The sequence below is a fragment of the Romboutsia sp. 1001713B170207_170306_H8 genome (assembly GCF_015550495.1).
Taxonomy (GTDB): Bacteria; Bacillota; Clostridia; order Peptostreptococcales; family Peptostreptococcaceae; genus Romboutsia_E.
Genome location: NZ_JADNAX010000003.1, coordinates 286,408 through 310,778, shown reverse-complemented (window position 1 = coordinate 310,778; position 24,371 = coordinate 286,408). Strand labels below are relative to the sequence as shown.

28 protein-coding genes and 1 pseudogene are annotated in these 24,371 nt (G+C 26.1%); 20 read left to right on the top strand and 9 right to left on the bottom strand.

All coding sequences use genetic code 11. The annotated features are described in order from the left end of the window. Positions 1-147: 147 nt before the first annotated feature. On the top strand, positions 148-2,403 hold the full coding sequence (locus I2A66_RS08580; RefSeq protein WP_195251434.1) for a bifunctional diguanylate cyclase/phosphodiesterase: 2,256 nt from the start codon (positions 148-150) through the stop codon (positions 2,401-2,403). 149 nt (positions 2,404-2,552) lie between these two features. Here the strand turns inward: I2A66_RS08580 and I2A66_RS08575 are convergent, their stop codons facing one another. From I2A66_RS08575 to I2A66_RS08560, 4 genes are all read right to left on the bottom strand, one after another. Continuing rightward, positions 2,553-2,834, bottom strand: a complete 282-nt coding sequence (locus tag I2A66_RS08575; protein WP_122638724.1) for a DUF5808 domain-containing protein — start codon at positions 2,832-2,834, stop codon at positions 2,553-2,555. Positions 2,835-2,903: 69 nt separating this feature from the next. Next, complete coding sequence (locus tag I2A66_RS17850; RefSeq protein WP_442970886.1) at positions 2,904-3,176, bottom strand: DUF1648 domain-containing protein; 273 nt, start codon at positions 3,174-3,176, stop codon at positions 2,904-2,906. A gap of 100 nt (positions 3,177-3,276) precedes the next feature. After that, complete coding sequence (locus tag I2A66_RS08565; protein WP_147515868.1) at positions 3,277-3,597, bottom strand: hypothetical protein; 321 nt, start codon at positions 3,595-3,597, stop codon at positions 3,277-3,279. Positions 3,598-3,749: 152 nt separating this feature from the next. Beyond that, positions 3,750-4,034, bottom strand: coding sequence for a GntR family transcriptional regulator (locus I2A66_RS08560; RefSeq protein ID WP_306666830.1), 285 nt, complete (start codon positions 4,032-4,034; stop codon positions 3,750-3,752). 236 nt (positions 4,035-4,270) lie between these two features. Between I2A66_RS08560 and I2A66_RS08555 the strand changes: the two genes are divergently transcribed. The 3 genes from I2A66_RS08555 (at position 4,271) to I2A66_RS08545 (ending at position 7,448) form a co-directional block, all read left to right on the top strand. Then, positions 4,271-6,655, top strand: coding sequence for a PAS domain-containing sensor histidine kinase (locus I2A66_RS08555; RefSeq protein WP_195251432.1), 2,385 nt, complete (start codon positions 4,271-4,273; stop codon positions 6,653-6,655). Positions 6,656-6,721: 66 nt separating this feature from the next. Further along, positions 6,722-7,033 carry a hypothetical protein gene (locus I2A66_RS08550; RefSeq protein ID WP_147515870.1) on the top strand — a complete coding sequence of 104 codons (312 nt, stop codon included), beginning with the start codon at positions 6,722-6,724 and terminating at the stop codon, positions 7,031-7,033. Positions 7,034-7,151: 118 nt separating this feature from the next. Further along, entirely contained in the window at positions 7,152-7,448 is a 297-nt protein-coding gene (locus I2A66_RS08545) for a hypothetical protein (RefSeq protein WP_147515871.1), read from the top strand. A gap of 482 nt (positions 7,449-7,930) precedes the next feature. Here the strand turns inward: I2A66_RS08545 and I2A66_RS08540 are convergent, their stop codons facing one another. The 3 genes from I2A66_RS08540 to I2A66_RS08530 form a co-directional block, all read right to left on the bottom strand. Continuing rightward, the gene (locus I2A66_RS08540; protein WP_122638728.1) at positions 7,931-8,932 is read right to left on the bottom strand and encodes an NADP-dependent oxidoreductase; all 1,002 of its coding nucleotides are present in this window, start codon (positions 8,930-8,932) and stop codon (positions 7,931-7,933) included. A 112-nt stretch (positions 8,933-9,044) separates the two neighbouring features. Continuing rightward, positions 9,045-9,929, bottom strand: a complete 885-nt coding sequence (locus I2A66_RS08535; RefSeq protein WP_195251430.1) for a nitroreductase family protein — start codon at positions 9,927-9,929, stop codon at positions 9,045-9,047. Positions 9,930-9,945: 16 nt separating this feature from the next. After that, positions 9,946-10,377 (bottom strand): RrF2 family transcriptional regulator, encoded by a 432-nt coding sequence (locus I2A66_RS08530; RefSeq protein ID WP_147515873.1) that lies wholly within the window; start codon positions 10,375-10,377, stop codon positions 9,946-9,948. 188 nt (positions 10,378-10,565) lie between these two features. Between I2A66_RS08530 and I2A66_RS08525 the strand changes: the two genes are divergently transcribed. The 13 genes from I2A66_RS08525 (at position 10,566) to I2A66_RS08470 (ending at position 21,227) form a co-directional block, all read left to right on the top strand. After that, positions 10,566-10,733: a hypothetical protein gene (locus I2A66_RS08525; RefSeq protein ID WP_164488967.1), complete on the top strand. Its 168-nt coding sequence runs from the start codon at positions 10,566-10,568 to the stop codon at positions 10,731-10,733. A gap of 296 nt (positions 10,734-11,029) precedes the next feature. Further along, positions 11,030-11,581: a hypothetical protein gene (locus tag I2A66_RS08520; protein ID WP_122638731.1), complete on the top strand. Its 552-nt coding sequence runs from the start codon at positions 11,030-11,032 to the stop codon at positions 11,579-11,581. Between the two features lie 12 nt (positions 11,582-11,593). Next, complete coding sequence (gene nhaC, locus I2A66_RS08515; RefSeq protein ID WP_195251428.1) at positions 11,594-13,003, top strand: Na+/H+ antiporter NhaC; 1,410 nt, start codon at positions 11,594-11,596, stop codon at positions 13,001-13,003. 256 nt (positions 13,004-13,259) lie between these two features. Further along, entirely contained in the window at positions 13,260-13,970 is a 711-nt protein-coding gene (locus I2A66_RS08510; RefSeq protein ID WP_147515875.1) for a transaldolase, read from the top strand. A gap of 15 nt (positions 13,971-13,985) precedes the next feature. Further along, positions 13,986-14,444: a PTS sugar transporter subunit IIA gene (locus tag I2A66_RS08505; RefSeq protein WP_122638734.1), complete on the top strand. Its 459-nt coding sequence runs from the start codon at positions 13,986-13,988 to the stop codon at positions 14,442-14,444. A 17-nt stretch (positions 14,445-14,461) separates the two neighbouring features. Further along, positions 14,462-14,743 carry a PTS sugar transporter subunit IIB gene (locus tag I2A66_RS08500; protein WP_122638735.1) on the top strand — a complete coding sequence of 94 codons (282 nt, stop codon included), beginning with the start codon at positions 14,462-14,464 and terminating at the stop codon, positions 14,741-14,743. Between the two features lie 20 nt (positions 14,744-14,763). Then, complete coding sequence (locus I2A66_RS08495; protein ID WP_122638736.1) at positions 14,764-16,149, top strand: PTS ascorbate transporter subunit IIC; 1,386 nt, start codon at positions 14,764-14,766, stop codon at positions 16,147-16,149. 70 nt (positions 16,150-16,219) lie between these two features. Next, on the top strand, positions 16,220-18,304 hold the full coding sequence (locus I2A66_RS08490) for a BglG family transcription antiterminator (RefSeq protein WP_195251427.1): 2,085 nt from the start codon (positions 16,220-16,222) through the stop codon (positions 18,302-18,304). Between the two features lie 369 nt (positions 18,305-18,673). Continuing rightward, positions 18,674-18,748, top strand: a complete 75-nt coding sequence (locus tag I2A66_RS17770) for a hypothetical protein (protein WP_334294984.1) — start codon at positions 18,674-18,676, stop codon at positions 18,746-18,748. Beyond that, positions 18,727-19,038: a phosphoenolpyruvate hydrolase family protein gene (locus I2A66_RS08485; RefSeq protein ID WP_330615462.1), complete on the top strand. Its 312-nt coding sequence runs from the start codon at positions 18,727-18,729 to the stop codon at positions 19,036-19,038. The genes I2A66_RS17770 and I2A66_RS08485 overlap by 22 nt, the downstream gene beginning before the upstream one ends. Before the next feature lie 152 nt (positions 19,039-19,190). Then, the gene (locus tag I2A66_RS08480; protein ID WP_164488968.1) at positions 19,191-20,069 is read left to right on the top strand and encodes a ParA family protein; all 879 of its coding nucleotides are present in this window, start codon (positions 19,191-19,193) and stop codon (positions 20,067-20,069) included. Further along, complete coding sequence (locus I2A66_RS08475) at positions 20,069-20,449, top strand: hypothetical protein (RefSeq protein ID WP_122638739.1); 381 nt, start codon at positions 20,069-20,071, stop codon at positions 20,447-20,449. Before I2A66_RS08480 ends, I2A66_RS08475 begins: the two co-directional genes overlap by 1 nt. Positions 20,450-20,774: 325 nt before the next feature. Then, positions 20,775-21,227: a DUF2383 domain-containing protein gene (locus I2A66_RS08470; protein WP_122638740.1), complete on the top strand. Its 453-nt coding sequence runs from the start codon at positions 20,775-20,777 to the stop codon at positions 21,225-21,227. Between the two features lie 85 nt (positions 21,228-21,312). Here the strand turns inward: I2A66_RS08470 and I2A66_RS08465 are convergent. Continuing rightward, a pseudogene (locus I2A66_RS08465) lies at positions 21,313-21,588 on the bottom strand (biliverdin-producing heme oxygenase); the annotation flags it as partial. Between the two features lie 21 nt (positions 21,589-21,609). Further along, the gene (locus tag I2A66_RS08460; protein WP_147515877.1) at positions 21,610-22,326 is read right to left on the bottom strand and encodes a metallophosphoesterase family protein; all 717 of its coding nucleotides are present in this window, start codon (positions 22,324-22,326) and stop codon (positions 21,610-21,612) included. Between the two features lie 210 nt (positions 22,327-22,536). Here I2A66_RS08460 and I2A66_RS08455 point away from each other — a divergent pair, with 210 nt between their 5' ends. The 3 genes from I2A66_RS08455 (at position 22,537) to I2A66_RS08445 (ending at position 24,360) form a co-directional block, all read left to right on the top strand. Further along, on the top strand, positions 22,537-22,809 hold the full coding sequence (locus I2A66_RS08455) for an ArsR/SmtB family transcription factor (RefSeq protein ID WP_122638743.1): 273 nt from the start codon (positions 22,537-22,539) through the stop codon (positions 22,807-22,809). Between the two features lie 82 nt (positions 22,810-22,891). Further along, complete coding sequence (locus I2A66_RS08450; protein WP_195251426.1) at positions 22,892-23,896, top strand: permease; 1,005 nt, start codon at positions 22,892-22,894, stop codon at positions 23,894-23,896. A gap of 146 nt (positions 23,897-24,042) precedes the next feature. After that, the gene (locus I2A66_RS08445) at positions 24,043-24,360 is read left to right on the top strand and encodes a hypothetical protein (RefSeq protein WP_147515879.1); all 318 of its coding nucleotides are present in this window, start codon (positions 24,043-24,045) and stop codon (positions 24,358-24,360) included. The last annotated feature ends 11 nt before the right edge of the window (positions 24,361-24,371 follow it).

Below are 24,371 nucleotides of genomic sequence, written 5' to 3'. Positions count from 1 at the left end.
AAATTATTATATATTTTATAGTTCAGATTAGTTAATTATTTAGTAATTATAGATACAATCACTAGGAATTTATTATGTGAAGGAGGCGATTATTATATTATTTGCAAAAAAATAAATATTAAATTGATTATCATCGCTAGTATATTTATGATAATATTCATCTTAGCAAATAGCTTCTTCGTAGATTCTATTCTAGATAAAAGTATTGAACTTACTTGTAATGTTTACCATAATCAAATTTCTAGTAGAATAGACGAAGAAATTGACCTCTTAAAAATTAGTACTGAAAAAATAGCTAATGATAATAAAATTATAAATATTTTAGATGAAAACAGGAGCTTCGAAGAATTAAGTAGAGAAGAATCTGAATTGATATTAACTGAAATTAATGCATTTGAAGGAGTTTTAAAGTCATCAAGTTTTGTTAAAACAATTAATATTGCTAGTTTATCAGGAGAGTATTTATTTTCTAATGGTGTAGTATATGAAAATTTTGACTTTACTGAAAGACCGTGGTTTAATAAAGGACTTCTAAATAGTAATAGTAAAACAATTATAACTGATATGCATAAGGATTATAGTACAAATTTAGAAACTATAGCAATTATATCATTCATTTATTCTGATGATAATGAACTTTTAGGGGCAGCCGTTTTGGATATATTTGTAAAAGATTTACTAAAATATTCAAATACATCTTTTTACTCAGGAGACTTAAATACATATATTTTGAAGAATAATGAAATACTTTACTCAGAAGATGGAGAAATAAAAGATAATAAATACATAAATAACCATAATAATTATTATATTAGTAATAATAAAGATTACCTAGGTAATGGAAATTATTTATTATTTTCTTTTAATAAGTCTTCTATTAAAAATAATCCATATATGAAATTGGTTATTGAATCAACAACGATTATTTTATTTGCAATAGGTATATTTATATCAATAGCATTAGTAGTAGCAATACGATTAGCATTTAAGCCTGCATTAAAATCAATTGAAAAGTTAAGATATATATTAAATTATTTAGATGAAGGTAAGATTTCATTTGAAAATAAAGATGAATTTAAGCAATTAGAGATAATTTCAGATTCTTTAGGTAAGAGCTTTGATAAAAAAGTTCAATCTCTTATTTATTATGATGAATTGACTAATTTACCTAATAGAAAACAATTAAAAATAATTTGCAATGAATTAATAGATAGTAAAACTAAGTTTGCATTAGTTTTTATTGATTTAAATAAATTTAAGATAATAAATGATGTGTATGGACATTTAGTTGGAGATCAATTATTAGTTAAGTTTAGTAATATTATGAAGAATGCTTTGAATGATAAAGGCATTATTACTAGATATTCTGGGGATGAATTTGTAATTGTATACAAAGACTTCAAAGATGATTTAGAATTTATGCATTACTATAAAAGTGAGATTTTATCAAAATTTAAAAAGCCTATAGAGATTAATAAAGATATTAAAACATTTATTGACTTTTCAACAGGTGTAGCAGTTTATCCTAGAGATGGTTTGGATGTTGATGAATTAATTAATAAAAGTGATTTTATGATGTATAAAAATAAAAAAGATAATATTAATCACCAAATATTATTTTTTAATGATGATACTTACATGGATATGCTGTATATTGAAACCATTAAAAATGAATTAACATATGTATGTGAAAGAAATGAACTTATATTAGAGTTTCAACCAATCTATGATGAATATAAAAAAGTAAAAAAGGCTGAGGCTTTATTAAGATGGAACAGTAAAAAACTAGGTTTTATACGACCAGATAAATTTATTAACTATGCAGAAGAGACTATGGATATCATAAAAATAGGATACTGGGTGATTGAAGAGGTTTGCAGATATATCAAGAATAATAATTGGAATATAGAAATTAGTATCAATGTATCGCCTATTCAATTGATGGAAATTAATTTTGATAAAAATGTAAAGAAAATTATAGAAAAATATAATGTAAGCTATAACAAACTTTGCTTTGAAATTACAGAATCTGTTATATTGGAGAATAATGATACTGTTTTTAAAAATATAGAATCTTTTAGAATGAAGGGGATTAAGATAGCGTTGGATGATTTTGGAACTGGCTATGCATCATTTAATTACTTAACCAAGTATTCATTAGATATTTTAAAGATAGATAAGGTGCTTTTGGATAATGCTTCTCAAAATGATTTTGAGATTATTAATCATATAAAAAAGATCTCAAATATATTAAATATGAAGGTAATTATTGAAGGAGTAGAAACTGAAAGTCAATTTAAAAAACTAAAAGAAATAAAATGTGACTTATTCCAAGGATATTATTTATCAAGACCATTAGGAAATGAAGAGTTTTCTAAACTTTTAGAGAATATAGATTATTAGTATTTAATATGAAAATCCCCCCTATAAAATTAGTTTTTTATAGGGGGATTTTTTAAAGACATAGATACAATAAATAAGGGGAGAAAAGTTAGTCTATACTGTTATTGATACAAATAAGAAGGTAATAGTTTATGATGATTAATATATAATTACATATTAAATGTTATAAATAGTATAACTATTGTTATTATAAAAGGAGAAAAGAACACTATTTTTCCTTTAACACTACCTATATTAACAGTCCAACCTATACCAAATCTTTTCTGAACAAATAAAGATGGATCATTAGGGTTATTATATATACTTCCAAATATCCAATTATCATCATCATCTACAGAATAAACCGCAGTTTTATACTTACTTGGTGATTTATAATACAAGTATGTTTGGTAAATAGAAGATACAACTAATAATATTGTAGTAGTCCACATTATATAAGTATTCACACCACTAGCATTAGCTGTAGCAATTAATATATTAATAAATAAAATCTGACATGATCAGTTTAATATAAAGAAAGTAAAGGCAATTTTACTTAAATAATTTAAATGAGCTTTTTTACTTTCATTAATATTAACATAACTTAACTTAGCTCTACTTTTTAAAGAGTTTACAGAACTAGTATATATTATTATTCCAATTCCTATACTCATAAGCACAATTCCAAATACACTGAAAAATGATTTTTGTGAAAATGCATCTGGCTGACCACTAAATCCCCAGTGAGTAGGTATAACGTCAGGTAGTGAATTATATTGAGTAGATAAATATATTGATACTAGTATATTAACTATAAGTGGAGCTAAAAATAGAATTGAGTATTTTTTTATAATTCTATTTTTTTCATTAATAAAATCTGTATCTAGTATAATTTTAGTTCTTTGTAGCTCTAAATCGTTTATTTCTAACGATAAATCTTTTTTTTTTAGTTTTTACTTTATTATGGATATATACAAATATAATAAATTGATATATACAAAATCCTAATATTGGAATAATAGAAGAAGCTAAATAAGCTTTAAATATATAAATACTAATTAATGTAATTATTATAAATGCAATAAATCCTATAGTAAGAAGTAATTTAAATTTTTTATCTAAACTTTTAAATTCTTCTTTTGTAAAATAATCACTATTTAAACTAACACTATAAAACTGTCTTTTTCCACTTAACGCTTGAGTAAAGTACATCATTACATACACAACAATAACATTGGAATATTTATCAAAACTGCTAAAGTACTATTTATAATCTTTCACCCCATAACTATCAAATAATTTATTACAATAGTCTATAAATTCTTCCTTAGACCTACCTAAAAGATAACTCTTGGCAGTTAATAGTTCTAATGTAGATTTGATTTTTTCAACATTGTCATCTTTTTTTCTAAAGGAAGAGTATTTACTATAGCGCCTTTTCTTCTATCGATATTTATATATCCCTCATCTTTAAGCAAGTTATAGGATTTATTTACAGTATGAAGATTAACTCCTATTTCTTCGGCCATATTTCTAACAGACGGTAATGATTCGTTCAGTTTTAAATCACCAGTTGCAATAGATTTTATAATTTGTTCTTTAATTTGTGTATATATAGGAATATCACTGTTAAAATCTAAGTTTAGTATCATTTTATCACCTCTTATATTACATAATATATTTGTTATATATACAATATAACAATATAATGAGGGATTGCAAGTAAATTGATAATTATCATAATAAAATAGATAATATAAAGTATGACATAGAATATCAAAATAAATAGCAAAAATTGTAAAATTGTAGTGAAAATGATAAAATATATAAAATATGAAACTATAGAGAATTAATAGTTTTGGATTTGTAAGGGGGATATTAATTATAGATGAAATCGATATTTAATAAATTTGATAGCTATGTACTAGTAATCAAATATGATGGAAGTATAATTTTTGCAAATGATAAATTATTAAAAAAATTAAAATATGAGGAAGAAGAATTATACAATTTTAATATACAAGATATTTTAGTAACAAAATATAATGAAATAATAAATATATTAGAATACTCAAAGGATACAACTATTGATTTAAGCCTTTATTCAAAGTCTAAAGAAATAATAAAAGTTTATAGTGATATAAGTGTTGATTATTTTAAAAAGAATAAGGAAATTTTTATTATTTCTAAAGATATAAGACATAAATATTATACAATTGAAGATTTAGAAAATTTACTTGATAATTCAGGAATGATGATCTATATAAAGGATAAAGATTCAAGGTATTTATATGTAAATAAATCACTTTCAAAAATCTCACTAGTAAATCAAGAAGATATGCTTGGATTATCAATGCAAGATTATCTTCCAAAAGATTTATATAAAATTCATCAAGAGAGTGACAAAGAAGTACTTAGACTAAAACAGGATAGGCACTATAATCAAAAAATAACAATTGATGGTGAAGAAGTTTGGTATGATGTATATAAGTCTCCTATATATGATGAAAATGGAGATTTTAAATATATGACATCTACAATTAGAGATATAACAATAGAAAAAATATTAGAGGATGAAGTTTACAAGAGTTATACTCAAATAAATAATTTAGATATAAATAATCTTAATAATATAGATATGTATAATTTATTAAAACATATAGGAGAAAAAATAGTAAGTGCAACTAACGCAGATGGACTTTCCATACTATTATATGATAAGGATGAAAAATCGCTTATACCATACATTAAGCTTGCAGGTGCACTAGAGGGACTTAAGGGTATTGATAAAATACCTATAAGAAATGATGAAGAATATAAAAATATGATATATGGTGAATATGATGGATTAAAGTTAGTAGATGAATATTCAATTAAATATGATGTAAATGAAGATTATTTTAAATCTGTTAAATATATAGGCTCATATAAAATTCAGCTATATGATGAATTTATAGGAATATTAAATATATCTTATAAATATGATTATATACCAACATACAATAGAGATGATATCATGAGATCTATGTGTAATGGAATAGCTATGGTCATTAAAAATTGTAGACTTTCAGAAGAAATCAAAAATGAAAATGAAAAAAGAAAATTAGTAGAACTAGAATTAGAAAATTATCTAGATATAGCAGCAGATTTGGTTTCTACCTTTGATAAGAATGGAAAATTTCTAAAAGTAAATGAAAATTGGACTAAGCTACTAGGATGGGATAAAGAAGACTTAATTAATAAATCATATGTAAATTTTGTACATCCAGATGATGTAAATAACTATAGATCATTTAAGAATATGAAAGATACAACAGCTACTTTAACTAATAGATATATACATAAAGATGGTAGATACATATGGCTAGATTGGAACTTCAGATATGATGAGAAAAAAAGTATAATTATAGGAACTGCAAAAGATATTACAGAACAAAAGGATATGGAAATTCAAAAGAGAAAGTTAGAAGAGAAAATTCATTTAGAAAGAATTAAAAATGAATTCTTTGCTAATATATCACATGAATTTAGAACACCTATAAATATAATTTTAGGAACAATACAATTGATTAAAAAAAATATAGAAAATAATAACATAGGAATAGAAAACTTAAATAGGCATTCAGATACAATAAAGCAAAACTCATATAGGCTTTTACGATTAGTAAACAACCTTATAGATATAAGTAAAGTAGATATTGGATATTATAATTTAAAGCCTTCAAATCATAATATAATAAATATAATAGAAGATATAACGCTATCAGTAGCTGACTATATAGAACATAAAGATATAAATCTGATATTTGATACAGATACTGAAGAAGTAATAACCTCCTGTGATCCTGATAAGATAGAGAGAGTAATGTTAAATCTTTTATCTAATGCTATTAAGCATACACCTGAAGATGGAAGTATAGAAGTTAATATAACTACTGATGATGATAACATAATTGTATCAGTAAAAGATAGTGGTGGAGGTATTCCATCAGATAAGCTAGATATTATATTTGATAGATTTAGACAGGCAAACAATCTTTTAACACGAAGATGTGAAGGTAGTGGTATAGGTTTATCTTTAGTAAAGGCAATAGTTGAGATGCATGGTGGAAAAATACAAGCATATAGTTCTATTGGAAATGGAACTGAATTTGTTTTTAATATACCTATTAAGTTATTAGATAATAAAAAAGAATATGAATATAATTATGATAGTAAAGATTTTCAGATAGAAAAATGTCACATAGAGTTCTCAGATATATATAGTTTGTAGTATAAAAAAGAAGGAGTAATTTAACAATTAGAAATAGAATATAGATGTAACATATAAAGAAAGGGTGTGGTAAAAATACTTAGAAAAACAGTGAGTTTTGATAAAAGTAATATTAGTGAGTATAGGATGCCAAATGAACATTTTATATATCATATCACACCGGTAATAGGTATTAAGAAAAATACAGAAGAAGATAAAGTAGAAGAAATAATAGACGTGATAGAAGGTAATAAAGGTCTTAAGAACATTTTACTTTCAATAATAGTTGGTATATCAATGATATATAAGATACCTGTATGGGTCATTGAGTATTCACCAGTAATATTAATGGAAATTGAGAATTTAATATTAACTATAGGAAGGATGATGGGTATTTAATAAACTAAGAAAAGGTGTAGTAAAATTTTGTTTACTACATCTTTTTTAGTGTATATTTAATAATTTTAAAGTTATGGTATAATAAAATAGAAATTATTAATAAAAAGGGGATAATATTATGAAAACTTGTACTCAATGTAACAATAAGTTTACATTTATAGATAGATTAAAGTTTCTTTTCAATGGACATTTAAAGTGTACACATTGTAATGCAGATTATAGATCTGAAGCAAATATATATAGGGGAATATACATTTTTACTATACTTATGTTGAATATATTTATATTTAATTATGTTATTATTTTAAATGATTTCTTAGAACAAACTATTGTGCAAGTATTAATAATAACTATAACTTTTCCATTGTTTGATTTGCTACCTAACAGATGGCAGAAATACAAAAGAGTTAATTAGAATTTTATAGTTAAAGAAGCTTAATAAAATTATTTTATTAAGCTTTTTCTATTGTTCAAATGAATACATTTTTATTCATACCTATGTAAAATCATACACTAATTATAACATATTGTTAATTTATAAAACACTCATAAAAATAGTGCTTAACACTTAATGCCAAGCACTATTTAAAGAAACCTACGCTAGTTAAAATTATACCTATTACACTTAGGCTGACTGCCTAGTGATTATAATATTAAGAAGGATTATAACAATATAACCTTTACTAATAAATATGGTCAACAATGCAAAATTTTAAACTAATTAAGTTTAATTTAGTTATAAAAAAATAATGATCTGATTTAAATCAATGTTAACAATTATATAATAAAAAATAAATACGCAATTGTTATATATTACAAATTAAAGTCCAACAAATATAACTAACTTCGTATTATATTAAAATTATTTATAATATAAGCACTATATTAAAACATAGCCTACAATTTAATAATTACTTTACCATTAGTATGTCCATTAGCAACTAATTTTAATGCTTCGCCCGCTTCTTCAATAGTAAATATACGTGAATCTATTGAAGGTACAATGTTATTCTCTTCAACAATTCGCGTAATTTCTTTTAATTGTTCTCCGTCAGCACGTACAAAAATAAAACGATATTCCTTTTCTTCTTCTCTAGCTAATTTATCATATTTTGCACCCGCAAGTGAGAATAATTTTCTCTTCAAAAATGGAAATCCATTTTTTTCAGCAAAATTTTTGTTTGGACCTGTACGCAAACTTAATAATCGACCACCTTTTTTTAGAATAGACAGTTCCCTTTTAAACTCCTTAGGACCAAGAGTATCTATTACAAAATCAACTTCATGGATAACTTCCCAATAATTCTCCTTAGTATAATCTAAATAACTATCAACCCCCAACTTCATCATTTGTTCACGAGCTCTTGCATTACCAGAAACAATAACACTAAGTCCCATTGATTTAGCTATGGGAATAGCCATTTGTCCAAAGCTTCCAGATCCACCTGGAATAAATACAGTTTGTCCTGCTTTTGCTTCTAACTCTTCATGTAATCCTTGATAGGCAGTTAAACCTGTTAATGGGACAGCAACTGCCTCTTTAAAATCAAGATTTTTGGGCATATGACTAATGGCATCAGTATTAACTGCTACATATTCAGCAAATGCTCCTATTTTATCTATCGGAAGGCGAGAGTATATTTTATCTCCTTTTTTGAATTTAGTAACATTTTTGCCGACTTCCTCTATTATTCCAGATAATTCATTTCCTAATGTTAGTGGCATATTATAGTCTTGAATTAATTTTACACTTCCCGTAAGAATTAAAATTTCTAATGGATTAACAGCAGCTGCTTTAACTCTTACTAAAACTTCATTATCACTAATTTTAGGAATAGGGATATCATTAATCGTTACATTTATATCTTTTGAATATTTATTAATTTGTACAGCTTTCATATATTTCCTCTTTCTATATTAAATCAATATATTAGATTTATTCTTCCTGTAATTACTTGTTCTCTATTCTTCATTGTATGTATAATTTTTAGAGTTTAGCTAACATACCTTTTCAGATTTCTTGTGATACTATTTTTTTATTAGTTTTCTTCGGAATCCAAGATATTATATAATTTGTATTTTCAGGAACCTCAATATTATCTTGTGATAATTTTTCAAACTTTCCAGACAAACCATTTTCTAATGTTGTTTGATGGAAATGACTTAAACCTATACCAACATCAACTTTCTTTATAAGTTTTTCTTCTGGTTTTGCATTAGCTTTATGAGTTTCATAAAAATGATAAACTTCTCCTTTTTTTAGAACTCTCCATGGTTGTGCATTAGTAGCTGAAGGAGCTAAACGAAGCATTTCCAAAGAAGCAGCATATTCATTAGCATCTTGCTCAGTTAAAGGAGTTAAAAAGTTATCCTTAAAGAAAATATCTTTCCATGGTTTTCTCTGATCTGACTTCATAGTCTTACGCATAACTGATTCTCTTAAGCTTCTTTTTGAAGCTGGATATCCTACAGGGGAAATAGCTGGGAATAAATCACTTTCTTTAATATCCATAGCAGACATAAAGTTATCACGACTAAAAGTTGCTGCTAACCATACTGTTCCAAGTCCCATATTAGTTGCATATAAAATTAGGTTTTCAAACTCATATCCTGCTGCTTCAAGACCTAGTTCAGTATTTTCTACTGATACTCCTAGGAAAGTAGTAGCTCCTTTAATAACTCCATAAGTTCCTAATTTTTCGCCTTTAGCATCTAAATCTTTATCTATAATATGAAAATTTACTTTCACTCCAAATGGATTTGTTAAACTATCAGCATATGCCATAAGTTTTTCTTTATCTTGTGTAGAAAGCTTTCTTTCTTCATATGATCTTACACTATTACGTTTTTTATAGTTTCTTGTACTGGAATATTTATTTTCATTTTTTACCTCCACACAATTAGTATTTTAATTAATTTCCTTGATAATCATACTTAAGCACTAAATCTGCTAAAGTATATTTTGACATAATATCTTTTATTCCTTCGCGTACAGCATTATAAGGCTCTTCTAAAACATCATGTATCTTACAACCAACTGGACATTCAGGAGATGGATTTTTGTGTATTCCAATTAAATTTTCTAGTGAAGTTGGATCAACTGCATTATATACATCAAAAATCGTAATTTCTGATGGATTCATCGCCAATTCTGCACCTGCAGAACCTCGGCGAACCTTAATAATTCCTGCTTTTTTTAGTGATCCAAATATGTTACGAATAATAACAGGATTAGTTCCTGTACTATTTGCAATTATTTCGCTTGTTACCTTAACTTTATCTGAGAACATTGCTATTGATATTAGAATGTGTATCGCTAAAGAACATTTTGTATTGATTTTCAAAACTTATCCTCCTGTTATAATAAAAATTAACTAACTTGTAATGATTGATGTTACAACTTAAGTGATATGATAATATCATATTATTATTTTATTTGCAATAAAATAAATTTTAAAGATTATTGGATTATAGTTAATTAGTGATAGAGCCTGATTTTTTTATGTATTACTGTAATGATATATTTAGGAGTTTGTACAAATTAATATCCTGTAACAAAACAAAATATGCAAATGGAGGAACTTCTTCTTCTAACAAATACCATAAAACTGCTACTGATCATGGTATGAAATGTGCCATAAAAATGACTGAAACTGCTGCTAAAAAGAAAGGTTATGTAGCTTGTAAAGTTTGTTATTAATGTTAATCTAATGATTTTATTTAGATAGAGAATATGATAAATAAAGATTAATAATTTGTAGAAGATATTTAATAAACAATATTAATATATTACGAACAATTTATAGTAAGTTATATATGTAACCATATCTTATAATTCAATGTATTGAAAAGTCTAAGGTGTGGTTGTTTTTATGCCACATTTATCACTAAGAGGTGTAACATAGCCAAAATAAAAAAGATGTACTACCATACAAATCATAAAAAAGTATTACAAAAAGTATAATTATAACAGAAAAAATAATAAGGAGGTTACACATGAGTAAAAAAGAAGCCAATGAATTCTTAGATTCACTAAAATTAAACGAATCTCCAACAAATGAAGAATTTTATCAAGCAATACTATCAGCATATATGGACAGAACAAGACAAGTATACTTTATATGGAAAAAAATCAAAGAATTATACCCAGACATAGATGCAAATAAAATTATAAGAGAAGGATCATGGGACTTTGGTTTATATCAAGGACAAAAAATATTAGAAAAATACGGTTATGAAAACATAGGTCCAAAAGAAGCTATAATGGGTCAAACATCAAAAGGTGGAGTAATGGTATTTGACCAAGAAATACTAGAATTTACAGATGAAAAAGCTGTAAAAATGTTTAATCAATGTCCTCATGTAAAAGCTTTAACAGAACTTGGACTAAGTAAAGAAGAAATAAAAATGTTTTGTAGAGATATGTTAGGTCAATGTGACTATGCAATTTGCCATCCTTTCTCTAATGTAGAGATAGAGTTTCCAACAACAGTAGCAGATGGAGAAGGAAATGGATGTGCTATGACAATTACTAGAGTAAAAAAATAAGGTGGTGTAAGTATGAGAAAACCTACAAAAACTGAAGCTATTATACCCATAGTAGCAATGCTTGTATTATTAGGTGTAGGATATGGATACTATAAATTACCGATACAAGTTTTATTATTAGTAGCAGCATTTATAGCATTTTTAGTAGGAAAAAGAGTTGGACTTGATTGGGATACTATGATGAGTGGAATAACAGAAAAAGTATCTAGTTCTATGATATCAATATTTGTAATGATATGTGTAGGTGCACTTATAGGTACTTGGATAGTATCTGGCGTAATACCAATGATGATATATTATGGAATTAAGTTAATTAATCCAAGATTTTTGTTAGTAACTGCATTTATAGTAACTGCAATAATATCAGTATTTACAGGCACTTCATTTGGTTCAGCAGGTACAGCTGGTGTAGCAATAATGGGTATTGCATATGCTCAAGGTGTTCCATTACCTTATGCAGCAGGAGCTGTTATATCAGGCGCTGTATTTGGTGATAAGCTATCTCCATTTTCAGATACAACAATACTAGCACCAATTGCAGCAGGATGTAATTTATATGATCATATAAAACATATGATGTATACTACAGGAGCAGCAACAATACTAAGCTTAATCGTTTTTACAATAATAGGATTTAACACACCTCATAGTCTATTATCAGATAATGAAAAAGTAACACTTATGCTTACAGGGCTTAGTTCTATATTTAAATTTAGTTGGTTATTAATAATACCACCAATAATAGTATTTGTTGGTGCATATACTAAAAAGCCTATAATACCTATGTTATTACTATCTTCAGTAGTAGCAGTACTTCTTGCTATATTTGTTCAAGGATTTAGTATAAATACAGCGTTAGATGCATTAGTAAAAGGATTTAGTGTAGATATGCTTCAAACTAGAGGAGTTGATACATCTTCTATTGTACCTGAAATTGCAACACTTTTAAATCGTGGTGGAATGGTGGGTATGATGTCAACTGTATTACTTATATTGTGTGCTTTTTCATTTGCAGGTATTGTTAGTAAGGTTGGATGTATGGAAGTTATTTTATCTATGATAGTTTCTAAGGTTAAATCTGTTGGTAAACTTATTTTATCTACAGTAATAGCAACAATACTTATGTCTATATTTACAGGTAGTTCTTATTTAGCTATATTAATTCCAGGAGAAATGTTTAAGGATTTATATAAAAAGTGGGGACTCCATGCTAAGAATTTATCTAGAACATTGGAGGACTCTGGTACTTGTGTAGTTCCACTTGTTCCTTGGTCAATTGCAGGTATTTACATGTCCACAACTCTTGGTGTTCCAACTCTTGAATATCTTCCATTTGCAGTTCTTTGTTATTCTAGTTTTGTTTTTGCTATAATATTTGGATTTACTGGATTCTCCATTGCTAAGATTAAAAATAAAGATTAATATGTATGGTAAACAAATCGATGAGTAAATTAGAGGAAAATGATGAGGAATTTATTAAGTGACTTTATAAAATAGAGAAGTATGGAGTGATATTTTGTTACTTTATACTTCTCTTTTTTATTTAATTTATATGTATGTTTTTAATTATAAAAATATAAAGTAATATCTTCCGATTAAAAGGGAAATAAGTTGAACTTTTGGAAAACGTTAACTTAAGTTATTATAATAATATAAAAACTATAAGGGGGAGAAAAAGATGAAAAACTTAAAAGTAAAAATATATGCAGATGGAGCAGATGTAAATTCAATGTTAAAAGAATATGATAAAGGTTTAGTGAAAGGATTTACAACAAACCCTTCTTTAATGAAAAAAGCAGGAGTAAAAGACTATAAAAGTTTTGGAAAAGAGGTTGTATCTAAAATAACAGATATGCCAATATCATTTGAAGTATTTGCAGATGATGAAGAATTAATGATAAAGGAAGCTAGAGAAATAGCTACTTGGGCTGATAATATATATGTAAAAGTTCCAGTAGTAAATACAAAAGGTGAATTTAATAAAAATGCAATAAATGTATTAGCAAAAGAAAATGTAAAATTAAATATAACAGCAGTATTTACAATTAATCAAGTTAAAGATATATTAGAAAGTTTAGAAAAAGATAGTCATGCAATAATTTCAATATTTGCTGGAAGAGTAGCTGATACTGGTGTTGATCCAATGGACTTAGTAAAAGAATCAGTTGAGTTAGCAAAGGAATACAAAAATGTTGAGATATTATGGGCTAGTTGTAGGGAGTTATACAATATATTCCAAGCAGAAAACTCAGGGTGCCATATAATTACTGTTCAAAATAGTATATTAGATAAACTAGATAATGTAGGAAAAGATTTAACTAAATATTCTGTAGAAACAGTTCAAGACTTCTTCAAAGATGCTAACAGCTTAGGATTTTCAATACTTTAAAATAGGGGTAGTAAAATGATTGATAATTTATTAAATGAAGAAAATGTAGATGTAAATGTAGATGTAAGCTCATGGCAAGATGCCATTAAAGAAGTTGGAAAATTATTATTACTTAACGATAAGATAGAGAAAAGATATATTGATTCAATGATAGATACAGTAACAAATATGGGTCCATACATAGTAATGGCTAAAGGGATTGCAATGCCTCATGCTAGACCAGAGCATGGAGCTAAAGAAACTTCATTATCAATAATAACATTAAAAGAGCCAGTTGAATTTGGGAATGAAGATTTTGATCCAGTAAGAATGGTTATAGGTTTATCATCAGTAGATAGTAAATCTCATCTAGAGCTACTATCAGATCTAAGTAATATTATGGACGATGAAGATTTAATAGAAAAAGCTAAAGATTGTAAAGAGAAAAGTGAATTAATTTCATTAATAAAAAAAGTATACGCAGAAAGTATATAAATTTGGGAGGAATTATAATGAAGATAATAACAGTATGTGGAAATGGAATAGGAAGTAGTTTAATGTTAGCAATGAAGATACAAGAATTATGTGATGCAGAAGGAATATCAGCAGATGTAGAATCTTGTGATGCAAACTCTGCACCAGGAAAAACTTGTGATTTATTTGTAACAGTAAAAGAATTAGCTCCAAACTTAGATCAAAGTAAAACTTTAATTGTAAGAAGCTATACAAATAAGAAAAAGATAAAAGAGGACATATTAGAAGAGTTAAAAAATAGATCATCAGCATTAAAATAAAAATAATAAGGGGTGATTAAATGAGTAGCATATTAGGATTTTTCAATGACTTTTTAAGTCAACCAGCTTTACTTATGGGTCTAATGTCATTTGTAGGATTAGTAGCATTAAAAAGACCAGGTCATAAGATTATGTCAGGAACATTAAAGCCTATACTAGGATATTTAATGCTGGGTGCAGGGGCTGATTTTATCACAGCAAACTTAAATCCACTAGGTGAAATGATACAAGCAGGATTTCATATAAACGGAATTATACCAAATAATGAAGCTATAACTTCTTTGGCACAAACTATATTAGGTGTAGAAACAATGTCCATATTAATAGTAGGACTTTTAGTAAACTTAATAGTAGCAAGATTTACAAAGTTTAAGTATATATTCTTAACAGGTCATCATAGTTTATTTATGGCATGTTTATTATCAGCAGTTTTACAAACAGCAGGATTTAATGGAGCTGTATTAATAGCTGTAGGAGGTATATTCTTAGGAGTAATAAGTGCTATACTTCCAGCTATAGGTCAAAAATATACTCTTAAAGTTACTGATGGTGATGATATAGCAATGGGTCACTTTGGTAGTTTAGCTTACTATATATCTGCATGGATAGGTTCTAAAGTAGGTAAACCAGAAGATAGTACTGAGCATATAGAAATACCAGAAAAATGGAGTTTCTTAAGAGATACAACTATATCAACAGCACTTACAATGATGGTATTTTACTTAATAGCAGCTATTGCAGCTGGTCCAGAATTTGTAGCAGAAATATCCGATGGAACAAACTTAGTGTTATTTGCATTAATGAGTGCAATGAAGTTTGCAGTTGGAGTTACAATAGTATATTCTGGTGTTAGAATGATATTAGGAGATTTACTTCCAGCATTCCAAGGAATCGCAATGAAGGTAATACCAAATGCAATACCAGCAGTAGACTGTGCAGTATTCTTTACTTATGCACAAACAGCAGTTGTTATAGGATTTGTTTCAAGTTTTATAGGCGGTATAATAGGAATGTTAATATTAGGTGCTGTAGGTGGAGTTTTAATAATACCAGGACTAGTACCACACTTCTTCTGTGGTGCAACAGCAGGTATATATGGTAACTCAACTGGTGGTAAAAAGGGTGCAATAGTAGGATCATTTATAAATGGATTATTAATAACATTTATACCAGCATTATTACTTCCAGTGCTAGGAAACTTAGGATTCCAAAATACAACATTTGGAGACTTTGACTTTGGTGTAATAGGTATATTAATAGGAAAATTATATGAATATCTAGGGTCTATAGGAGTACTTGGATTATTAGTAGTATTAGTTGCATGTGTTATAGTTCCTAACTTTATGAAAACTAAAACTAATGTAATAAATAATTACTATGAAGATGAAGAAAGTGAAAACATATAGTTAAATATATAATACTTAATAGCAAGGCTTTATAGCCTTGCATTAAGTGCTTTGGGGAGAGAATAGCATAATGTTAAATTCAAGATGTATAAAAATTTTAGAGTTATTATCTAAAGAAGATAAAACATATAGTGTAGATCATATAGCCAATAAATTTAATGTTTCTAACAGAATGATTAGATATGACATAGATTCTATAAATGATTATTTAAGAAAGCATAAAATTAATGAGATAGAAAAAAAGCCTAATTCTCCAATAAAGCTAAATATAAGTAAAAAAGAAAAAGAAGAAATTGAAGAATTAATAAAAAACATCAATATACAAACATATATACTATCTAATAGTGAAAGATGTGGACTTTTATTATATGAACTTCTAAGTTTGAATAATGAGTGTACATATTCTTATCTTCAAGATAAGCTAGGTGTAAGTAAAAGTACAGTAGTATCTGATTTGAAAAAAGCGAAAGAATGGTTAAAACAATATAATTTAAATATAGTTAAATCAAGTAATAAGGGGATTTTAGTTGAAGGTTTAGAAGTTAATATAAGAAGAGCTATAGCGGACTTATTAATAGCAAATAATGAATATAATGTAATGATAACCTTAGAAAAATTGTATACAAAGGAAAATTCTGATACAATAAAAAATTTTAGAAAAATAAAACTATCATCTACTAATATAGAATATATAAAGGGCTTAGTTAGAGAATTAGAGGTTAGTTTTGGAACATTTTCAGATAATGATTTTATGAATATAGTAATTTATATTTATATAATAGTTAATAGAAATATAGATAAAAGGTTTATTGATGATAATACATATAAATCAATAGAAAGTGAATATGCAAAAGAGCATATTGAAGTATGCAAACTTATTGAAAAGCTTAATAGTAAATTCTCATTAAACATAGATAAACAAGAAATAAGCTACTTATCATCAATTATATTATCATCAAGTAAAAATAATAAAAATATATTTGAATCTAAAGACTATCTAGAAGCAAGTAGTTTAGCAAATTTAATAATACTTCAAATAAGAAAGCAATATATAAAAGACTTTAGTATGGATTCCAAGTTATATAAATCATTCATAAATCATATAAACAATTTAATATTTAGAATAAAGTTTAATACATTTACTTATAATCCTATATGTGACTCTATAATGAAAAACTATAAAGAAGAGTTTTTAATTTCGAAAAATATTGCTAAGATTATAGAAGAGAAATTTAATTGTGAAGTTAATGATGATGAGATAAGTTATATAACTATGTATATATATACAGCTAAAGAAAATATGAAAGATAAAACTAAAGATGGTAAAAAGAATATAATAATAGCTTGTAATTCAGGATTTGCGACAGCTAGATTATTAGAATCTAGAATAAGTAATATATTTGATGTAAATATAGTAGCAATAACATCAATACATGATATAAATACATATAAAGAAAATGAAAATATAGATTATATAATATCAACAACAGAGATAAGTGATTGCTATTTTGCTCCAGTTATAACTATTCCTGCCATATTTAATGATAGTGATGTTAATAATTTAAAACAATATTTTAGTTATAAGATTAATAAAGAGAAAAACTATACTATCACTGATTTAATAAAGATAATAGAAGATAGTTGTGTAATAAAAGATAAGGATAAATTGGTGCAAGATATAGAGAAATATTTGAAAACAGGTAGTAGGAATTTTAAGAGTATAAAGCATTGTATAAATAGGTCTAATATACAATTAAATATAGATGCAAAAGATTGGGAAGATGGTGTAATAAAAAGTGCCAAACCATTAATTGATGATAATATAATTGAAGAAGGCTATGTTGATGCAATAATTGATAATATACATAAGCTAGGGTCTTATATTGTTGTAGATGATATGATAGCTATGCCTCATGCAAAGCCAGGAAATTATGTAAATGATTTTGGAGTATCCATAACTACTTTTAAAAATCCTATTAAAATTGGGACTTATAATAATATAAAAATATTTATAACTATATCAAGTCCTAATAATGATAGTCATATTGACTTTATTACACAGATTATGAAGCTTATTGATAAAGAAGAATTTATAAATTTATTAGAAAATTCATCTTCAAATGATGATGTTTTAGATTATATTAATTATATATAGAGCTACTAGTAAGTAGTTTAATATTTTTATATACAATATTAGGATTATTATCAACTGATATGAGTTTTAAGTTTAGATAAAGTACTCAAAATAAACAAGTTTTAAACTAAAACTATGAAAAGAGAAAGGATGAATTAATATGAGTTCATCCTTTTTTTATACTTTAATTAAAAAAAGGGTGATATCACTTAATTATAATCACTATCTAAAGAAATTTACGTTTGATAAAATATATTAAGATGATAAATATATAATGATAATTTAAGAGATGAAATAAAAAAAGGGAATATAATATTAGGGGCAGGTGCAGGAACATGATCTTTAGCAGGACTTTTACCATATGGAGATGCTAATCAAATAGTTGTAGAAATGGGAGATGAAGTATTACCTGTTGTTAAATATACGCCAGTATTAGCTGGAGTTTGTGGAACAGATCCATATTAGTTGCTCATATGGGTCTTACTACTAAAGGTACTATAGGTGCAAAAACTGCACTTACATTAGATGAAAGTGTAAAAAGAGTTCAAGCAATAGCTGATGCTGGTAAATCTGTAAATCCAGATATAATTGTAATCTGTCATGGTGGTCCTATAGCTGAGCCATGTGATGCAGAGTATGTAATTAAGAGAAATACTGGTGTTGATGGTTTCTTTGGTGCATCTAGTATAGAGAGACTTGCTACTGAGTCTGGAATTAAGAATCAAGCTGAGGCTTTTAAAAATATAAGTAAATAATTATTGATGAAAAAGAGTGATTAAATAGATTATTATTTAGTCACTTTTTTTTATTTGAGTATTTTCTAAAAGGACAAGCTTTCTATTAGAAATAAGGAAATATTAATAATTATATTCATAAAATGTATAAAATACATTTAAGGAGTGAATATATGAAAGTAATTTCAGTAGTAAATTACAAAGGAGGAGTAGGAAAAACAACAGTAACATCAAATTTAGCAGCAGGACTTGCAAAGAGAAAATATAAAGTATTAGCAATAGACCTAGATCCTCAATCAAATTTAACTTTTTCGTTTTTTAATTTAGATGAGTGGAAAGATAAATATGCTCAAAATAAAACTATAAAAAATTGGTTTGAAAGTAAGGGGGATTTGAGATTTGAAAATCTAATCTTAAATCCTAATAATGTAAAAGATAAGAATCTAAACATAATAAGTTCTCATATAGGACTTATATATTCTGACATAGACATGGCTTGCAAAATATCTAGTATAAGTAATAAAAATCAAAAAGAAAACTACATAAAATTACATGATATTTTAAAGGATGGAATTAAAGAGTTAAGGGGATATGATATTGTTCTTATAGATTGCCCACCAAGTTTTAATATGATAACAAGAAATGGAATTGTAGCTAGTGATTACTATCTAGTACCTATTAAGCTAGACCGCTTATCTACATTAGGACTTGAAGAACTTAATAAACACATAAAAGAGTTAGAAAAAGATTATAATGATAATTTGAAAAATACTAATAAAGAAATATCTCCAAAATTTTTAGGGGTAGTTTGTAATATGGTAACTAGAAGAAAAGAAGGTTTAATTTCAACTGAGGAATATTACTTATCTCAATTAAAACAAGGAGATATACCGGTATTTAATAGTATGCTAAGAGAAAATAAGTCAGTATACGGAGATGCTCCTAAAGAAGGTATCCCAGTAACCATGAGAAAATTAAATAGCCAATATAATGACATAAATAAGGAGTTAGATAATTTAGTTAATGAATTTTTAGAAAGGATAGGTATGTAATGGAAGATAGTAAGAAATTAATAGAGATTATTTATAAATTTATTTCTAAAGCAAAAAATGATGATTTAAATAAATTAATTAGTGGTGAGTATAAACTTGCATTTACTAATGTTGAGGTTAAGAAAAAAGAAATTTTAAAAGACAATGGAGAAATTGAAGCCATTTATAAAAAAATAAAGAAAAGTAATAGTAGGGAAGAAGCTAAAGATATACTAGTTAAATCTAAACTTACTAAGGTGAAGTTACTTCAGTTGAGTGAGTTTTTAGAGGTAAAAATTCCTAAGAGTTACAATAAGGATAAGATTATTGAGAGAATAGTAGATATTGTAATTGGATGGAATTTAGAGAGAGAAACCATTGGAAAAGTTAAATTAAAATAGATTAAAAAAAGGTGATGCTTATATGACTTATAAAAATAATAAGAAGCACTACCTTTTAAATTACTCTATTCTAAGCTTTAAATAAAAAAATTTAAGAAAACTGTCAAAAGAAGCTATATTCACTTTTAATAATAAAACAATAAGATTTGTACATAGAAGTATTATAGTTATAAATGAATATTTAAAAGAAAACTCTAAAGAAGAAAAAGAAATAGAAGAAAATGAAATTCTTCCGAATGATTTTACAAGGCTTATAAGGGAAGGTAGTTCATAAAATGAATAATGTAACTTAATCAAGGAAAAATTACTATAAGAGGTGATTAACTTGAAAGAAAAAGATAAAATTATAAAAGAATTAAATAAATTTCTGACAGGTATAAATATGGCCTATGATACTTTTAAAACTTATGAAGAGAAAGTAAATGATAAAAATTTAAAAAATGAGTTTACAAAGGTTCTAAATACATTTGCTTCGCAGAAAAAATCAATTAATTCATATATAACTGATTTAGACCATGATGCAAAAGAATCTATGGGAATAGATGCTAAAGTTAGTGAGATTTTTCAAAAAATGAAAGATATGTTTATGCATGAGGATAAAGATATTGTAAATCATGCCCTAAAAAATATGGAACGAGGTATAACAAGTTCTGAAAGAGTAGTACTTTCCCTACAAAAGATGACTTCAAATGAAGATATAATTAATTCTTTAAATAATATAGTGGACGAATTTAAGAATATATCTGATAATTTTCAAAGAATTTATGAAAGTATGTAATTCATATTATATTGTATAATTAGAATATAAATAAAAAGGTTATGAAAAAGAATTAAGTCTATTTCATAGCCTTTTTATATTATTTTTATTTATATAATTTTGATTCTAATTCTTGAGAAATAGCCATGTTGTAAATGTAAGAGTTACTTACTTCAACAATTAATTTTTCTTCAAGTTCTTCAGATAAATTCATGTTGTTTATCTTCATAGCATATCCCATAACATAAGGCATTATCTCTCCTACACCTTCACAGTTATAGTAGTTTAATCCTTCTTCAGTAATACCGTATTTTTGTCCTAATAGAGGTACGAATGTTCTTCCACCAAATAAGTCTGCCATAAATCTAGTATATGCATGAGCTGCTAATAACTCATATTAATGCTACTTAGCACTACCTTGTCTTATTAATCCTGCAAAATCATTTGGAAGTATTTCATTTTCTTCAATTTCTTTAGCAATTTTTTCAAAATCATAAGGTACTTCTATTATTTCAACTTTAACAGAAGAGTTTATATCTATAGTTACATAGTTAGCATTTGGACTATTAGTTTTTGGTTTTCCAACACTACCTGCATTAACTAATAATTTATCACCATAATATTTAGAATATGGTATATGAGTATGACCACAAACTAATATATCTTCTTTAAGTTCTCTCATAACTTCTTCAGATTCTTTAGAGTTTTCTTTTAAGTATTCATTGATTAATCTTGTACTTCCATGAACAAATCTTATAGTTTTATTGTTGAAAGTAAAAGTAATTTCTTTAGGTAAATTTCTTAGATATTCTTTATTTTCATCAGTTGTTTTTTCACTAGTAAAGTGCATAGAAAGAGCTGCTTTTTCTGCATCTTTTGGGTCTTTGTAATCACATCCACATACTATTTTGAAGTTTCCTATGGCATCATCATAGTTTCCCATTATAGTAAGGATTTTTTCTTTTCTCAGAACTTCTATAACTTCATTGGGTCTAGTACCATATCCTACTAAATCACCTGTGCATACAATCATATCCACATTTCTATTTTTAATATCTACTAAAACTTCATTAAGTGCATATACGTTGCTATGTATATCTGATATTACTGCTATTTTCATATTTATAACTCCTTCATCAAATTGTCTTAATTCATATAATAATATTTAATTTTATTTTTGTAAATATTTGCATCAACTTTTTTTGATATATTTTAATGTTTTTCACTTTTGTTTATAGTTATATTTATATGTTATACAATGTTTAAATTAAGTAGATTCTATTATCAATTGTAAAATATTTGTTATAATAAATATATTGGAGGTATTTACATGAACAACATAGATTTAGTTTTTAAAGCATTATCCGACCCTATTAGATTGGATATTTTAAAAATACTTTATTCTGCTGATAGTGTATGTGTTTGCGAGCTAGTTGATAAGTTTAATATATCTCAATCAAAATTATCTTATCACTTGAAAATGCTGCTTTCAGCTAACATTATAAATAAAACATCTAGAGGGAAATGGAATTATTATTCTGTAAATAAAGATATCTTGTCACAAATATTAACTTATGAATTAATTAAAAATTTATTTTTATAATCAGTTGCCAAATCAAAAAAAATTGATATAATAACTATATAGTATTACATCAATTTTTTTTGATGTATAATGGGAGGTTATTATGAGTATTTTTAATTTTTTTACAGAACAAATACTAGGCATGAAGTGGTTATCTGATTTAATTAATTTATTTGTTGAGAATGTTCTTAATTTAAATGTTTCTAGTAGAATTGGTGGTAGTGTTCAATTTTTTATATATGATACTATAAAAATATTTATCCTTTTAGCAGTATTAATATTCTTTATATCATATATACAAAGTTACTTCCCACCAGAGAAAACAAAGAAAATATTAACTAAATTCAAAGGAGTAACTGGTGCTACAATTTCAGCATTACTTGGAACTGTAACTCCATTTTGTTCCTGCTCTTCTATTCCAATATTTATAGGATTTACTAAAGCTGGGCTTCCTCTTGGTATAACATTTTCATTTTTAATATCCTCACCAATGGTTGATTTAGCATCACTTTTACTGCTTTCTTCATTTTTTGGTATGAAAATTTCTATTTTATATGTTGTATTAGGACTTATAATTGCCATAGTTGGAGGTACTATAATCTCTAAAATTAATATGGAAAATGAGATAAAAGTTTACACTGAAGAAACTCGTGAGTTATATGATGAGTCTGAAAACTTTAATCAAAAGCAAAGACTTGATTATGCTTTAAATGATACAAAGATAATAGTAAAAAACGTCTATAAATATGTAATAATAGGTGTTGGTATAGGTGCATTAATTCATAACTGGATACCACAAGATGTTATTTTAGCTATACTTGGCTCTAATAATCCATTCTCTGTAGTTATAGCATCTGTAATAGGTATACCAATGTATGCAGATATATTTGGAACTATTCCAATAGCTGAGGCTCTGTTTATGGCAGGAGTTCCAATAGGTACTGTACTTGCATTTATGATGAGTGTTACAGCTTTATCTCTTCCATCAATTATAATGTTAGCTAAAGTTGTTAAACCAAAGTTGCTTACTATTTTTGTTATTATTGTTACTGTTGGTATAATGATAACTGGATATTTATTTAATTACTTTGGATTATATTTAATGTAGTATAAAATAAAACTTTATTAGATAAATAAAAAAAGTCCAACAAATTATTTGTCGGACTTTAATTCGTAATATATTATAGCATATATTTATACACTATATACCAATATATGGTATTATTTAACTGAACATAATTAGGAGGCATTTGAATGGATTTTTTTATAAACCTAGGAATTTTAGGTATATCATTAATAATGTTAGGTAAAGTAACAATTAAGGGAAATACATATACACAAGAACTTAGTAATTTTAAAATATTAGATAATATTGTGAATTATATGGAATCTGAAGGATTAGCAAAAATCAATTTAAAATATGGAAAACAACTACTGATTACTGGTATAATTGGAACTTTATTTTATAACACATTAGGCTTATTGATGGTTTTTGTAATGGTTTTAGTTCTTAGCCTATATCTTATAAATGTATTTATTAGTGGATATAAGTTTTACATTAACATAAGATAATATTTATGATT

Coding starts and splice junctions, on each gene's coding strand:
- I2A66_RS08560 (WP_306666830.1), bottom strand. CDS start 4,034: ATGATACTAAACTTAGATTTTAACAGTGATATTCCTATATATACACAA.
- I2A66_RS08575 (WP_122638724.1), bottom strand. CDS start 2,834: ATGTGGACTACTACAATATTATTAGTTGTATCTTCTATTTACCAAACA.
- I2A66_RS08460 (WP_147515877.1), bottom strand. CDS start 22,326: ATGAAAATAGCAGTAATATCAGATATACATAGCAACGTATATGCACTT.
- I2A66_RS08565 (WP_147515868.1), bottom strand. CDS start 3,597: ATGATGTACTTTACTCAAGCGTTAAGTGGAAAAAGACAGTTTTATAGT.
- I2A66_RS08495 (WP_122638736.1), top strand. CDS start 14,764: ATGAGTAGCATATTAGGATTTTTCAATGACTTTTTAAGTCAACCAGCT.
- I2A66_RS08450 (WP_195251426.1), top strand. CDS start 22,892: ATGAGTATTTTTAATTTTTTTACAGAACAAATACTAGGCATGAAGTGG.
- I2A66_RS08510 (WP_147515875.1), top strand. CDS start 13,260: ATGAAAAACTTAAAAGTAAAAATATATGCAGATGGAGCAGATGTAAAT.
- I2A66_RS08555 (WP_195251432.1), top strand. CDS start 4,271: ATGAAATCGATATTTAATAAATTTGATAGCTATGTACTAGTAATCAAA.
- I2A66_RS08475 (WP_122638739.1), top strand. CDS start 20,069: ATGGAAGATAGTAAGAAATTAATAGAGATTATTTATAAATTTATTTCT.
- I2A66_RS08455 (WP_122638743.1), top strand. CDS start 22,537: ATGAACAACATAGATTTAGTTTTTAAAGCATTATCCGACCCTATTAGA.
- I2A66_RS08500 (WP_122638735.1), top strand. CDS start 14,462: ATGAAGATAATAACAGTATGTGGAAATGGAATAGGAAGTAGTTTAATG.
- I2A66_RS08545 (WP_147515871.1), top strand. CDS start 7,152: ATGAAAACTTGTACTCAATGTAACAATAAGTTTACATTTATAGATAGA.
- I2A66_RS08580 (WP_195251434.1), top strand. CDS start 148: ATGATAATATTCATCTTAGCAAATAGCTTCTTCGTAGATTCTATTCTA.
- I2A66_RS08445 (WP_147515879.1), top strand. CDS start 24,043: ATGGATTTTTTTATAAACCTAGGAATTTTAGGTATATCATTAATAATG.
- I2A66_RS08520 (WP_122638731.1), top strand. CDS start 11,030: ATGAGTAAAAAAGAAGCCAATGAATTCTTAGATTCACTAAAATTAAAC.
- I2A66_RS08490 (WP_195251427.1), top strand. CDS start 16,220: ATGTTAAATTCAAGATGTATAAAAATTTTAGAGTTATTATCTAAAGAA.
- nhaC (WP_195251428.1), top strand. CDS start 11,594: ATGAGAAAACCTACAAAAACTGAAGCTATTATACCCATAGTAGCAATG.
- I2A66_RS08540 (WP_122638728.1), bottom strand. CDS start 8,932: ATGAAAGCTGTACAAATTAATAAATATTCAAAAGATATAAATGTAACG.
- I2A66_RS08505 (WP_122638734.1), top strand. CDS start 13,986: ATGATTGATAATTTATTAAATGAAGAAAATGTAGATGTAAATGTAGAT.
- I2A66_RS08480 (WP_164488968.1), top strand. CDS start 19,191: ATGAAAGTAATTTCAGTAGTAAATTACAAAGGAGGAGTAGGAAAAACA.